14 protein-coding genes are annotated in these 13255 nt (G+C 71.3%); 6 read left to right on the top strand and 8 right to left on the bottom strand.

Annotation, left to right across the window (positions count from 1 at the left end; translation table 11 throughout):
• Positions 1-144: 144 nt before the first annotated feature.
• A complete protein-coding gene (locus tag ACZ39I_RS32775; protein ID WP_467248561.1) occupies positions 145-525 on the bottom strand; it encodes an STAS domain-containing protein in 381 nt (126 codons plus the stop codon).
• Positions 526-685: 160 nt separating this feature from the next.
• On the opposite strand from ACZ39I_RS32775, the gene ACZ39I_RS32770 reads away from it, so the two are divergent.
• A complete protein-coding gene (locus tag ACZ39I_RS32770) occupies positions 686-1165 on the top strand; it encodes an ATP-binding protein (protein ID WP_467248560.1) in 480 nt (159 codons plus the stop codon).
• A 162-nt stretch (positions 1166-1327) separates the two neighbouring features.
• Here the strand turns inward: ACZ39I_RS32770 and ACZ39I_RS32765 are convergent, their stop codons facing one another.
• Positions 1328-1474: a hypothetical protein gene (locus ACZ39I_RS32765; protein ID WP_467248559.1), complete on the bottom strand. Its 147-nt coding sequence runs from the start codon at positions 1472-1474 to the stop codon at positions 1328-1330.
• A 116-nt stretch (positions 1475-1590) separates the two neighbouring features.
• Between ACZ39I_RS32765 and ACZ39I_RS32760 the strand changes: the two genes are divergently transcribed.
• The 4 genes from ACZ39I_RS32760 to ACZ39I_RS32745 are packed head-to-tail and all read left to right on the top strand — an operon-like array spanning position 1591 to position 5127.
• Positions 1591-2091, top strand: a complete 501-nt coding sequence (locus ACZ39I_RS32760; protein ID WP_467248558.1) for an SRPBCC family protein — start codon at positions 1591-1593, stop codon at positions 2089-2091.
• Complete coding sequence (locus ACZ39I_RS32755; protein ID WP_467248557.1) at positions 2084-3703, top strand: phytoene desaturase family protein; 1620 nt, start codon at positions 2084-2086, stop codon at positions 3701-3703. The genes ACZ39I_RS32760 and ACZ39I_RS32755 overlap by 8 nt, the downstream gene beginning before the upstream one ends.
• 48 nt (positions 3704-3751) lie before the next feature.
• Positions 3752-4213, top strand: coding sequence for a hypothetical protein (locus ACZ39I_RS32750; RefSeq protein ID WP_467248556.1), 462 nt, complete (start codon positions 3752-3754; stop codon positions 4211-4213).
• Positions 4214-4248: 35 nt separating this feature from the next.
• Positions 4249-5127 (top strand): SDR family oxidoreductase, encoded by an 879-nt coding sequence (locus ACZ39I_RS32745; RefSeq protein WP_467248555.1) that lies wholly within the window; start codon positions 4249-4251, stop codon positions 5125-5127.
• 117 nt (positions 5128-5244) lie between these two features.
• Here the strand turns inward: ACZ39I_RS32745 and ACZ39I_RS32740 are convergent, their stop codons facing one another.
• The 6 genes from ACZ39I_RS32740 to ACZ39I_RS32715 all read right to left on the bottom strand — a co-directional run bounded on the left by ACZ39I_RS32740 (position 5245) and on the right by ACZ39I_RS32715 (position 12063).
• Positions 5245-6168, bottom strand: coding sequence for a hypothetical protein (locus ACZ39I_RS32740; protein WP_467248554.1), 924 nt, complete (start codon positions 6166-6168; stop codon positions 5245-5247).
• A 244-nt stretch (positions 6169-6412) separates the two neighbouring features.
• Entirely contained in the window at positions 6413-7069 is a 657-nt protein-coding gene (locus ACZ39I_RS32735; protein WP_467248553.1) for a TetR/AcrR family transcriptional regulator, read from the bottom strand.
• A 77-nt stretch (positions 7070-7146) separates the two neighbouring features.
• Positions 7147-7896 (bottom strand): SDR family oxidoreductase, encoded by a 750-nt coding sequence (locus ACZ39I_RS32730; protein WP_467248552.1) that lies wholly within the window; start codon positions 7894-7896, stop codon positions 7147-7149.
• Entirely contained in the window at positions 7893-8681 is a 789-nt protein-coding gene (locus ACZ39I_RS32725) for an enoyl-CoA hydratase/isomerase family protein (protein WP_467248551.1), read from the bottom strand. The genes ACZ39I_RS32730 and ACZ39I_RS32725 overlap by 4 nt, the downstream gene beginning before the upstream one ends.
• The gene (locus ACZ39I_RS32720) at positions 8678-10321 is read right to left on the bottom strand and encodes an AMP-binding protein (protein ID WP_467248550.1); all 1644 of its coding nucleotides are present in this window, start codon (positions 10319-10321) and stop codon (positions 8678-8680) included. Before ACZ39I_RS32720 ends, ACZ39I_RS32725 begins: the two co-directional genes overlap by 4 nt.
• A complete protein-coding gene (locus tag ACZ39I_RS32715; protein WP_467248549.1) occupies positions 10318-12063 on the bottom strand; it encodes a CocE/NonD family hydrolase in 1746 nt (581 codons plus the stop codon). Before ACZ39I_RS32715 ends, ACZ39I_RS32720 begins: the two co-directional genes overlap by 4 nt.
• A 163-nt stretch (positions 12064-12226) precedes the next feature.
• On the opposite strand from ACZ39I_RS32715, the gene denD reads away from it, so the two are divergent.
• Positions 12227-13243 (top strand): D-erythronate dehydrogenase, encoded by a 1017-nt coding sequence (gene denD / locus ACZ39I_RS32710; protein ID WP_467248548.1) that lies wholly within the window; start codon positions 12227-12229, stop codon positions 13241-13243.
• Positions 13244-13255: the final 12 nt, after the last annotated feature.

Here is a 13255-nt window from a genome sequence, read left to right as displayed (position 1 = left end):
GGAGCTGCGCGATGAGAAATCCGATGAAGATTAACCCAGGTGCCGAGCAGCGACAAAAGGTTGACCGAACCATGGTGACATGGCGAAAAAAGGGTTCGTGAGGGTGGCATGAGGGAGGCGACCTCGGGTACTCGGTACGGTTTTTCACTGGCCGGGGTGTGCCGGCGCGAGGGCGTCCTCCAGAGTCGGGTGGAAGGGGATGACGGTGTCGAGGCCCACGAGCTGCAAGGTGCGCAGCACGGCACCCCGCACCACCACGAGCCGCAGCCATCCTCCTGCGGCCCGGGCGGCCTGGAAGGCGGCGATCAGGGCGTTGACACCGCTGGAGTCCATGAACGTGACCCGGCTCAGATCGATGACGACCCGCCGGTCCACGGAGGCGTCCACGGGAGCCAGGGCCCGCGTCAGGCCGCCCACGCTCTGGTGGTCGATCTCGCCGTCGAGACCGAGGACGGTGATGCCGCCGGCGTCGGTCCGGACCACGGACAAGCTGCCGTGACCCGCTGCTTCCCGCTTCTCTGCCACTTGCGTCCTCTGCGCACTCGATGAAACCTGCCACGTCCTTGGTGCCACCGTTGCCCCAAAAGCCCTGGCGCGATGCACGAGACAGCACTTGAGTTCGTCCGCAGCACAGGAACAGCGGTGCACAGGCGTAAGGCAGGAAACACGGGGTAGGCGCGCGCTCATGAACGGGGTACTGGAGATGGTCGGCAGGGTGCGGGTCCTGCCTGAGGAGTGTTCGCGGATGCCGGAAGCCGCACCTGCCGAGGTGACCGTGGCCCTGGACGGAGCGGACGGCTGTATCGCCGACGCCCGGGCCCAGACGTCGAAATTCCTGACGCGGGTGCAGGGGGAGTACGGGCTGCCGGTGTCGGCCCGCACCGTGGATCTGGGGCAGCTGGTGGTCAGCGAGCTGGTCACCAACGCGCTGAAATACGCGCCCGGTCCGGTGCTGCTGCATCTGCGCATCACCGACGGCATGCTGGAGATCGAGGTGTGGGACACCGATCCGACACTTCCGCTGGCCCGCGCCGCCGACGCGGGGCGGGTGGGCCAGCACGGTCTGGAGATCGTGATGGCGGTCGTCCAGGGGATCGAGGTGCGCCGAGAGCCGGTCGGCAAGTGCGTCACGGCCCGCCTCACGTTGTTCGACGATCCGATGTAGACGACCCGATGTAGCGGTCGGACGGGGGGCGTGGCGAGGCTGCCGTACGGACTGTGCTCGCTCGATCTGCACGGGCGGCTCTCCTTCGCCAACGCCGCGGCGGCCGGGTGGCGGAGATGAACCGGCCCGGGCCGCAGCCCGGGGACGCGCCGTTCCGGCTGGTCACCATCTCGCAGGTGCTGAGTCTGGCCGGCGGTGAGCCGTCACCGCGGGCACGAGGGTGCGCGGCGTCGGCGCCAGGCCGACCAGCGGCCTGCCCGCGTCCAGGTTGTGGCCATCCTCGCGCACCGTCACGCTGTTCTTGGGCATGTGCACTCCTCATCGGTCGAGCCGCGACGGGCGCTCGCCGACCTTCCTGGAGGACGGTGCATCCGGCCGAGGGATCACGAGGGAAGTTCTCTGCACACACAGTCTGGGAGGCATCCGTGGCTCGTCGCCATCGTCTGATCCGAGTCAGTCCGAGCGCCGTGTGGGACATCCTCGCCGACGGTCACCGCTACGCGGAGTGGGTCGTGGGAACCAGCCAATCCGAGCCGGTCCGAGGAAAGTGGCCGTACCAGGACGCGGCGATCCGTTTCCAGATCCGGCTCGGCCCGGTCCGACTGGAGAACGAGACGGTCGTACGCCACTGCGAGGAAGGCGCCCGGCTGGAGCTGGAGGCCCACGCCGGAGTGCTGGGCACCGCCCGCATCGCGATCGAGCTGCGGCAGTGGGGCGAGCACTGCCTGGTCATCGTGGACGAGCACCCACTGCAGGGAGCGGGCGGCCGGCTGCACAACGTCGGCTTCGACGCGGTGATCCAGCTGCGCCACCGCACCATGCTCGCCCGACTGGCCAGGCTGTGCGAGAACCGGGACCGCGACGCCCTGCGTCCGGTGCCGATCAGGTCGGTGGCACCGGGCGCAGAGGGCGCCGGTCATGCCTGACGCCGTGGTGATCGGCGCGGGCCCCAACGGCCTGGTCGCCGCCAACGTACTGGCGGACGCCGGCTGGAGCGTCGAGGTGCTGGAGGAACAGCCGGAGCCGGGCGGTGCGGTGCGCCACGACCACGGGGTCGATCCCGCCTTCGTCAACGACCTCTTCAGCTCCTTCTACCCGCTCGCCGCCGCCTCCCCGGTCCTGGCCGCACTGCGCCTGGAGGATTACGGGCTGCGCTGGAGCAACGCGCCGAGCGTGCTCGCCCACCCCCTCACCGACGGCAGCTGCGCCCTCCTGGACCGCGATCTCGACACCACCGCCGGGTCCCTCGACGCCTTCGCGCCGGGCGACGGGGACGCGTGGCGGCGGCTGCACGATGTGTGGCTGAACCTGCGCCCCGACCTCCTGGACGCGCTGTTCACGCCCTTCCCCCCGGTCCGCGCGGCGGCCCGCCTGGCATGGCGGCTGCGGGCCGCGGGCGGTCTGCGGATGGCCCGGACCCTGGTCCTTCCGGTACGGCGGATGGGGGAGGAGGAGTTCCGCGGCCAGGGCGGCCGGCTGCTGCTGGCGGGCAACGCCCTGCACGCCGACCTCGCCCCGGAATCGGCGGGCAGCGGCGGCTTCGGCTGGCTGATGGCCATGCTGGGCCAGACATACGGCTTTCCCGTCCCCGTCGGCGGCTCCGGCGCCCTGACCCAGGCCCTGGCCGGCCGTCTGCGGGCCAAAGGCGGGCGGATCCGCTGCGGGCAGCGCGTCGAGGAGGTCGTCGTCCGCGGCGGCCGGGCCGTCGGCGTACGGACGGCGGCCGGCGACGCGGTGCCGGCCCGCCGGGCGGTGCTGGCGGACGTGTCGGTACCCGCCCTGTACGGGAGCATGCTCGACCCCGAGCACCTGCCCGCGCAGCTCCTGGACGATCTGCGCCGGTTCCAGTGGGACTTCGCCACGTTCAAGGTCGACTGGGCACTCGACGGCCCGGTGCCCTGGCGGGCCGAGCAGGCGTCCCGGGCCGGCACCGTGCACCTCGCCGACAGCGTCGACGAACTCACGCGGTTCGCCGCGCAGCTCGCCATGCGGCAGGTCCCGGACCGCCCCTTCCTGCTGTTCGGGCAGATGACCACCGCCGACGCGACCCGCTCCCCGCAGGGCACGGAATCGGCCTGGGCCTACACCCACGTCCCCCACGAGATCGGTGCCGACGCCGCCGACGAGGGCATCACCGGCCAGTGGGACGCCAAGGACCAGGAACTCATGGCCGATCGGGTCGAACGCCAGGTGGAACGGTTCGCGCCCGGATTCCGTGCCCTGATCCGCGCCCGCCGCGTCCTGGCGCCCCCGACCCTCCAGGCGCTGGACGCCAACCTGAGCGGCGGCGCCATCAACGGCGGCACGACCGCACTCCACCAACAGCTCGTCTTCCGGCCCGTGCCGGGCACCGGACGCCCGGAAACCCCGGTCCCCGGCCTCTACCTGGCCTCCTCCGGCGCCCACCCGGGCGGCGGCGTGCACGGAGCGCCGGGCGCCAACGCGGCACGGGCCGCCCTGCACCGCCACCGGCCCCCAGGTCTCAACCGCGCCCACCGACTCCTGACCCGCCGCGACCGCACCGGAAGCAGACGCTGAGCCACGGCGCCGCCCGCTTCGGGATGCCGTACCTGTCGAGGAGGAACAGTGAACGAACACGAGCAGGCCCTCGGCGACCCCGACCGTGACCACCGGCGCCCCGCCGGTGTCGACGACACGACCGTCAAGGCCCTCGGGGCGCTGTCCAAGGCACTGGAGACGACCGAGCGGGCCAGGGGCCGGCTGTACGACTTCCATCAGCTGACCGGGACCGCCGATCTGCAACTGGACGATGCCGTCCGGCTGTTGGAGGAGGCAGGTCACCCCGAATGGGCCGAGAAGGTCCGCGCGGAGGTCCTCGGGCGCAATGTCATCCCCGGACACTGGACGTTCCAGATCGTCGAGGCCTACAACGCCACCTACTACCGGCCCTTCCAGCAGCTGGAGTTGAGCGCGGTGCAGGAACTCGCGCAGGGCCGTGACCACTTGTTCGAGGCGGAGATGAAGGAGGAGCGCCGCACGCCCGGTCATCCCGACCACACCCCGCGCCCGCCGGCCTCAGAGACCTGAGCCGGGGTGTCCGTTCGACGCAAGGAGGTCCATCCGTGCGCAGCAGTCCGCTCATCGGCCGGACGGTGGCCGTCACCGGAGCAGCCCGCGGCCTGGGCGCGGCTCTGGCCCGGGAAATCTCCCGGCGCGGGGGCCGGGTGGCGCTGCTGGGCCACGAGAAAAGCCTTCTGGACGCAGTGGCCGCCGCCCTGCCGGGGCCGGCTCTGGCCGTCGAGGTGGACGTGACCGACCCGGACGCGCTGGCCGACGCGGCCCGCGCCGTGCGGGCTGACCTCGGAGCTGTCTCGGCCGTGGTGGCCAACGCGGGCATAGCCGAAGGCGGCCCGTTCCAGGCCTCACCGCCGGCCGCCTGGAGCCGCGTCGTCGACGTCAATCTCACCGGCAGCGCCCACACGGCCCGGGCGTTCCTTCCGGACCTCCTCGACACGGCGGGCTACTTCCTCCAGATCGCCTCGCTCGCGTCGATCGGCGCGGCCCCGATGATGAGCGCCTACTGCGCCTCCAAAGCGGGGGCCGAGGCCTTCGCACACGCTCTGCGGGCCGAGGTGGCACACCGGGGCGTCGGGGTGGGCATCGCCTACCTCAACTGGACGGACACCGACATGATCCGCGACGCCGACCGGCACGCCGTCCTGCGGGAACTGCGCGTGCACATGCCGGGGCCCGCCCACCGGATCCACCCCGTCGACACGGTGGCCGCCCGCCTGGTCACGGGCCTGGAGCGGCGCCGTACAGCGGTGTACGCACCGGCCTGGCTGCGCCTGGTCCAGCCGGTGCGCACGGCCCTGCCTCCCGTCGTACTGCGCGTGTCGCGCCGTGCGCTGCCGCGCCTGGAGGCCGAAGCGCCGGTCGAGTACACCGGGCCGCTGGGCGCCGGTGGCCTCGCCGACCGCGCGGCGCGTCACGAGAACTGACCTGGCCGGCCGTTCGCCGCGACGGCAGTTTCACCGCAGGCTCCTGGTCCCGCCCGAGCGGGTGTGTCCGATGCCTGGGGTGAAACTGCCGGATGCCTCACCGCGTGGCGGTGCCGGTCAGGAGCGCCGTGCGCGGCGGGTGCCGTAGAGGGCGGCGGCGCCGAGGGCGATCACCGCGGCCGCACCGCCCGCTATCAGGCCCACCGGCGCGCTGGAACCGGTCTCGGCAAGCGGCGGGGTGCTGTCGCTGGGCGAGGGCGCCGGAGCGGTGGGGGGCGTCGACTCCAGCGGAGGGACGTCCGGGGTGGTGGGCGGAGTGCTGGAGGAGGGCGGCGGGGTGGTGGACGTTGCCGGCGGAGTCGTCTCGTCGGCAGGCGGTTGGCTGGCCGGCGGGCTGCTCGGGCTGTCCGGCGTGGACGGGGAGGCCGGGGGCGTGGGGGAGTTCGGCTGCTCGGGGGCGCACGACTTGTCGCCGCCGTTCCACGCTGCGATCAGGTGGTTCGGCGTGACGACGTTGTCGGGCTGGTAGGGCGCGGGCCCGTGCCCCTTTCCGGAGCCGCCGTCGTAGATGACGTCGTCGCCGTACAGGTCGATCTGCCCGTAGCAGTCCGGCGTCTTCACCGTGAGCTTCTGCCAGGACCGCTTGGCGTCGTCGGCGCCGGGCAGGTCCGCGGCGCCGAGATAGACGGTGGCGTGGTCGACGAGGGTCTGGAGACCGGAGGTGGGCCAGGTGGGGCCCTCGGTGGTGTATTCGGCCAGTGAGACCGGGTACGTGCAGCCGTCACCGACCGTCTGACCCGGAGCCAGCCGCACCTCGACGGTGCCGGGGGCGGCGGACAACTGGTGGAAGCCGCCCTGTGAGGTCCAGTCGGCGTCCGGCTTTCCGGTGGCGTCGACGATGCGGTACTGCACCGTGGCGGACTGGCAGCCGCCCGCGGGTGTGGCACTGGCGGCGGTGGCCCCGAACAGGGGAGTGGCGGTGGCGAGGAAGGCGGTCGCGGCGACGGCGGCCGACGTTCTGGAGCGTGAAAGGCGCGTCAAGATATGCCCTAGCGGTTTTGTGAGTGTGGGAGGTGGCAGGACGCGAGCGGCCGCGGTGGGCGGAGAAGGCGAAGGCAAGCCGTGGCGAGCCACGCGCGTCACTTCGCTCGCTTCAGTCACAGCGAGCGAGCCGCATTCTTGTCGGTCTTCACAACTCCCGTCAATCTTTCACGAGTTCAGCACGCGAAGGCGTCCTGGCTTGGGAGTTCTGCCCCGGTATTCGCAGGTCTCGCGGCCGGCTCGGTCAGTCCGTCGCCGGTGCAGGACTGGACGGGCCCTGCCCCGAACTGAGCCCGTCCAGCAGGAGGTCGCCGAGCTCGGAGAAGGCGTCACCGGCGGTCAGGCCGGTGCTCTCCAGAAGGACTCCCGACTGGACCGCGTCGATGGTCACCGCCACGACCTGGGCTGCGAAATGCCCGTTGAGCGCGCGGAAGACACCGGTCTCAACGCCCTCTTCGATCAGCTGGTGGACCCGGTGCGCCGCGGCCGCGGAGTTCTTGCGGTAGATCTGTGCGGTCGGCTCGTACCCGACCATGTCGTCGTAGAAGGCGTGGGAATGCCGGCGCATGGCCGTGCCGACGCCGGCGAGGTAGACCCGGATGCGCTGCCTGGGGTCGGGTTCGGCCTGGACGGCCTGTTCGATCTCGACCGTCGCCTCCCGGAAGAAGGCGCGGGTGACCGCCAGGACCAGCTGTTCCTTCGTGGAGGCGAGGCTGTAGAGCGTCGCCTTGGAGCACCCGAGCCGCTGGGCGAGCTCATCCATGGTCACCGCGGTGAAGCCCTCGGCCAGGATGATCGCCTCGGCCTGGCGCAGCAGTTCGTCGCGTCGGCGGGTGTCGACGACCCGCTTGCGTGCCGTCCGGCGTGGGCGTCGGTCGCGCGAGTCAGTTTGGGCCGTCACCGCAGCATTCTCCCACGCGCGCCCCGGCCGTAAGCGGCGGGTGATCCCACCGCCGTCGCGCGAGCGGGGAAACGGCGTCACCTGATCGAGGAGCCGATGGATATGCCGCCGTCCACGTCCAGGACGACGCCGGTGATGTAGCCCGCGGCCTCGCTGGCCAGGAAGGCGGCGGCCTCGGCGATGTCCTCGGGGCGGCCGGTGTGACGCATGGGGATCTTGGTGGTGAGCTTGTCGCGGGCGGGGCCGTTCATGGAGGCGAGCATGGGGGTCTCGATGAGGCCGGGGGCGATGGCGTTGGCGGTGATGCCGTGCCGGGCGCCCTCCAGCGCGAGGGTGCGGGTCATACCGACGATGCCGGCCTTGGCGGCCACGTAGTTGGTCTGGCCGAAGTTCCCGCGCCAGGACATGGACGAGAAGCTGACGATGCGTCCGTAGCCCTGGCGTTTCATGGGGGCGAACGCGGCGCGGGCGCAGTGGAAGCCGCCGGTGAGGCTGACGTCGACGACGGCGTGCCAGTCCTCGTCGCTGATGTCCTCGACGCGGTTGTCGCGAATGATGCCGGCGTTGTTGACCAGCACGTCGAGGCGGCCGAGCTCGGCGGTGACGCCGTCGATCCAGGCGTTGACCTGGGCCGATCTCGTCACGTCCACCACGTCGGTGCGGAGTTCCGCGTCGCTGATGGTTCTGGCGGCGTCGGTGAGGGCCTGCTCGTTGACGTCGGCCAGTGCGACGGTGGCGCCCTCGGCGGCGAAGCGGGTCGCCATGGCGAGGCCGAGGCCTTGTGCGGCGCCGGTGATGGCGACGACCCGTCCCTGGTAGCGATTCACTTGTTGTCCGCTTTCGTGGTGGGGGAGGTGAGGAAGACGCGCAGGGCGTCGGCCACCGAGCTCGCCTGCCAGTTGTCGGCGAAGGTGGCCAGCTCCTCGCGCAGGGCCTGCTCGGGGGGCATGCCGTCGATCCGGTGCAGCAGCGTCTTGAGCCGTTGCTGAGCCGGGCTGTGACGGTCGGCCAACTGATGGCAGAGGCGGGTGGTGGTGGCGTCGAGCTCGGCCTCGGGCACGATCGCGTGGATCCAGCCGGTGTGCGCGAAGGCGGTCGCGGGCAGCAGTTCGCCGGTGAGCAGGAGCCAGCGCGACAGGCCCCGTCCGACCGCGCCGGGCAGCCGGACGCTCGACCCGCCTGCCGGTACCAGGCGCCGGACCAGGTGACCGTCCCCGATGAGCGTGGTGTCGGCGGCGACGACCACATCGCAGGCCAGCGCGAGTTCGAGACCCCCGGCGACGGCGTGACCGTGCAGCACGGCCACCCATGGCTTGGGGCTGGCCGCGATACGGCTGAAGCAGGCCGACACGTCGGTCAGGAAGTCCACCGGGTTGTCGCCGCGGTCGTGCATCCGAAGGAACTGGTGGAAGTCCCCGCCCGCACAGAAGCTCCGTCCCCTGCCTGCCACCGCGATCACCGCTGTGCCGGGATCGGCCTCGGCACTGGTGATCTGCTTGTCCAGGGCCTCGATGAGGGTGACGTCCAGGGCGTTGCGCCGCTCGGGGCGGTTGAGCAGCAGCCATCGGACGGGGCCGCGTTGCTCGACGAGCAGAGGTTCGGTGTCGGTCAACGTGTCTCCGGGGTGGCGAGTTCGGTTTGCCGGCGCCTGCGCAGCAGGTAACGCTGGGTCTTGCCGCTCGGTGTCTTGGGCAGGGCGTCGATGAAGTGGATCCGGCGCGGGTAGGCGTGGGCGGCGTAGCGGGTCTTGACCAGCAGCTGGAGCTCGGTGGCCAGTTCAGGCGAGGCATCGATGCCGTCGCGCAGGACGACGTACGCCTCGATGACCTGGCCGCGGACCTCGTCGGGTGCGCCGATGACACTGCACTCGGCGACGGCGGGATGCTGGGCGAGGACGCTCTCGATCTCGAACGGCCCGATCCGGTAACCGGCCATGATGATGACGTCGTCGTCGCGGGAGGAGAAGAAGAAGTCGCCGTCCGCGTCGACGCGCCCGGCGTCGCCCGTGAGGTACCAGCGGCCGTCCGCGGTGAACTTGGCGTCGGCGTGCCCGGGGATCTGGTAGTCGCGGAAGGTCATCAGCGGGCTGGCGGCGACGTCGATCGCGACCCGGCCGAGCACGCCCGGTGCGACGGGCTCGTCCTTCTCGTCGGCCAGGACGGTGAGGCTCCAGCCGGGGCCCGGCCGGCCCATCGATCCCGCCTTGAGGGGACGGGCGAGTTCGGGATGGTGGTGGTTGGCCAGGGGCATGCCGACCTCGGTCTGGCCGAAGTGATCGTGCACGGCCAGGCCGAGCGTGGCGCCCGCCCACTCGTTGACCTCGGGAGTCAGGGGCTCGCCCGCGCTGGACAGCCGCTCCAGCCGCAGGTTCTGCGGCACCGGCACCGACGAGGAGCGCAGTCCGCGGTACACGGTGGGGGCGGCACTGAAGTCGGTGACCCGGTGGTCGACGAGGGTGCGCCAGGTCGTCTCCGGGGAGAACCCGCCGGACAGCAACAGGCTGGGAATGCCGGCGGCCAGGGGAGCGACGACGGCCGCGTACAGCCCGTAGGCCCAGCCGGGGTCGGCGGCGCACCAGTACCTGCTGTCCCGGGTGACACCCAGGCCGTACTCCAGGTAGACCTGCCATCCGGCGATGTAGGAGACGGGGTGGACGACCCCTTTGGGCTTGCCGGTGGTGCCGGAGGTGAACATGTGCACCAGGGGTCCGTCCCCGCTGGTGGTGACGGCGGGCACCGGCTCGGGTGAGGCGGCCGCGATGAGGGCGGCGAGCGAGGCGTCACCGTGGCGGGCCGTGGTTCCGGTGACGATGACACGGCGTTGAGGGTCGTCCGGCATGTCGGGGCCCGGGTCGAGCTTGTGGCGCTGGTCCGGGTCGACGACCACGACGTGCGCCCCCGCACCCTCCAGACGCAGGGCGATGGCCTGGGGCGCGAACGCGGTGAACAGCGGCACATGGACCGCGCCCAGCCGCCAGATCGCCAGGATGACGGTGACGAGGTCAGTGCTCTTGCCCATCAGAGTCGCCACCCGGTCGCCCGGACCGACGCCGAGCCCCTGCAGCGCCCGCGCACAGCGGTGCGAGTCCGCGGCCAGAGCACCGTAGGTCAGCGTCGCGGCCTTGCCGTCGCCGTCGACCACGGTGAACGCGACGTTCTCGGGGGCGTGCCGGTCGCACAGCAGCCAGGCCACGTTCAGGGAGGGAGCCGTGAAGGCCGAGGTCAGTTCGGCGACCCGATCGGCGGCGCTCATCGCTGGTCCGTGCGGTCGATGACGGGCAGGACCAGGCGGCTGGGGTGGTTCGGACCGTGATGGATGTGGTTGACCGCCGGGATCATGTGCTCCTCGCTCTCGCGGGCGATGACGCCGCCGGTGTTGGTGTTGCGGTCGTAGCGCGGGAAGTTGCTGCTGGAGACGTCCACGCGGATGCGGTGACCGGGAAGGAACACGTTCGAGGTGGCGGTCATGTCGACGGTGATCTCGTAGACCGTGCCGGGCTCCATGAGTTCTTCGGTGGCGAGGCCGTCCCGGTAGCGGGTGCGCAGTATCCCGTCGCACAGGTTGATCGCCTTGCCGTCGGGGAAGACGTCGACGAGCTTGGCGGTGAAGTCGGTGTCCACCGCCGACGAGGAGACGAACAGGGTCAGGCTGACCGGACCGGTGACCTCCACGGGCTCGTCCAGCACGGGGCCTGCGAAGCACAGCACGTCCTCGCGGGCGGCGACCGTCCGCTGGTCGACGGGGCCGCAGAACCCCTGTGTCGTCGGCATGGACGCCCCGCCGACCGAGGGAACCGGGCGGCGCGGGTCGTAGAGGTAGGTGTCGCGCTCCGCGTGAGCCGGCGGCTCGGTCGTCAACGTGCCGTCGCCGTCCGCCGTGTTGGCGTGGCCGGCGCTGGTGAGGTGGAAGTCGGTCCAGCGCGTGTCGGGCAGCGGCCACTCCTGCTCGTCGCGCCACTGGTCGATGCCCATGACGAAGATCTTCACGGGCGCCACGTCGTCCAGCGCGGTGGTGTCGCCGCGGAGCCAGCGGTCGAAGAACTTCACATGCAGACCGGTCAGGCCAAGCATCTGCGCACTGGCCAACGGACCGAAGGAGCGGTCGGGGTAGACGCCGGTCGTGGACATGTGGTCCCACGGACCGATGATCAGCCGCTGCCCCTCACGTGCCTGCTCACTGCCTGCCTTCTGGCGGGCGGTGGTGTAGGTACGCACGGTCTGCCCGATGTAGAGGTCGTACCAGCCGCCGATGTTGAGCGCCGGAGCGGTGACGTTCTTGAGCTCGGGCGTGAGCTCCATGGCGTCCCAGTACTCGTCGTGGGAGGGGTGCGCCATCCAGTCGTCCCACCACTTGCCGTACGCCGCGAGGACCGGAACCTCGGCCGTCGGCAGCACGTCGTTGAGCGCGTCCGGAGACAGGAGCGCCTGACCGAGCTGCTGCAGCTGAGCCACGGAGCCCTCGCCGGCCGCCAGGGACCGCTGCGCGTCAGCCATGTACATCATGGCGTTCCACATCGTGACCAGGCTCAGTGAGAGGGCACCGCCCGGGCCGTACCAGGGCGACTCGTAGTTGTCGATCGAGGTGAGGGCGGGCGCGATGGCCTTGAGGGCGGGAGCACCGGTCACCGCGGTTTCCCACTGGACCATCCCCAGGTAGGACGGCCCGAACATGCCCACCGTGCCGTCAGACCACGGTTGGTCGGCGATCCAGGCGACGGTGTCCTCACCGTCGGCCCGGTCGGCCATATGGGGCACGAACTCACCCTCCGAGCGGTGGGTGCCCCGGCAGTCCTGCACCACCACCGCGTAGCCGGCCGCCACCAGAGTCAGGAGATCGGGGATGGCTGACTGGCCGAAGCCCATCACGTCCTTGCCGTACGGCAGGCGAACGAGCAGCGTCGGCGCCTCTCCCTGCGCCGGATGCCACACGTTGGCGGCGAGTGCGACGCCGTCACGCATCGGGACCCGGACGTCTGTCTCGTACAGGTGCTGCATCGGTACTCCTCGTCGAGCCGACGGCGTGGTTCAGGATGTGGGTACGTTAGGCAGTACTTTCGTACCCTGTCAATTACCCTGAGGTGTCCCGAGGTCCCGGATCGCCGGGGGCGGCCGGGGTAGGCATCGGGGGGACCAGTCGGCCTTCGGAGGAGATGAACCGGTGAGAATCGTCGTGACAGGTGCGTCCGGTTTCCTCGGACGACTGCTGGTCGGCGCGTTGGCGCGGGCGGGGACCTTCAGCGGTGAGCCGATCGGCCGTCTGGTGCTGGTCGACCGCGTGGGCGGCCCCGGCACGGCACAAGGTGACGAGGTGCCCGTCCAGGTGGTGCACGGGGAACTGCCCGAGCACCTGGACGCGGTGTTCGCCGAGCCGGTGGACGTGCTGTTCCACCTCGCCGCCGCGGTGTCGGCGGAGTGCGAGGCCGACTTCGACCTCGGGATGCGCGCCAACGTGGACGTCACCCGAGCACTGCTGGAGGCGGCCCGGGCGCAGTCCGGCTCGGGCGGCCCGGTGACGCGGATGCTGTTCGCCAGCAGTGTCGCCGTCTACGGCTCCCACCCGGCCCTGCCTCTGCCGCCGGCGGTCAGCGAGACGACGGTGCCGGTACCGCGGTCCAGTTACGGCACCCAGAAGCTGATGTGCGAACAGCTGATCGCGGACTGCACCCGACGCGGCTTCGTCGACGGCCGTGTCGTGCGGCTGATGACGGTGGCGGTACGTCCGGGCAGGCCCAACGCGGCCGCCTCCGGATTCCTGTCCGGCATCGTCCGCGAGCCGCTCGCGGGGCTGCCCGCCGTCTGCCCGGTCGATCCCGCTCTCGAAGTGGCACTCTCCTCACCCCGGCGCACCATCGAGGGCATCCTCCGTGTCGCCGAGGCCGAACGCGGCACCGGGCCGGGGTACTTGGGGGGCCCGCTGCCGGTGAATCTGCCCGCCCTGACCGTCTCGGTCGCCGACATCCTCGCCACTCTGCGACAGGTGGCCGGTGACACGGTCGCCGACCGGGTCACCCTCGCCCCGGACCCGGCGGTCGAGGCCATCGTCGGCTCGTGGCCGGCCGTCTTCGACCACCGGCGCGCCGCCGCACTGGGACTCGGCCCCGACCCGAGCTTCCTCTCGGTGCTCCGGGACTACCTCGCCGATCACCCCGACGCGGTCACCGCCCCGCCGGACTGAACTACGGAAGAC

The sequence above is a fragment of the Streptomyces sp. NPDC024687 genome, from assembly GCF_055559055.1.
This window is presented reverse-complemented; position numbering and strand designations above follow the sequence as displayed.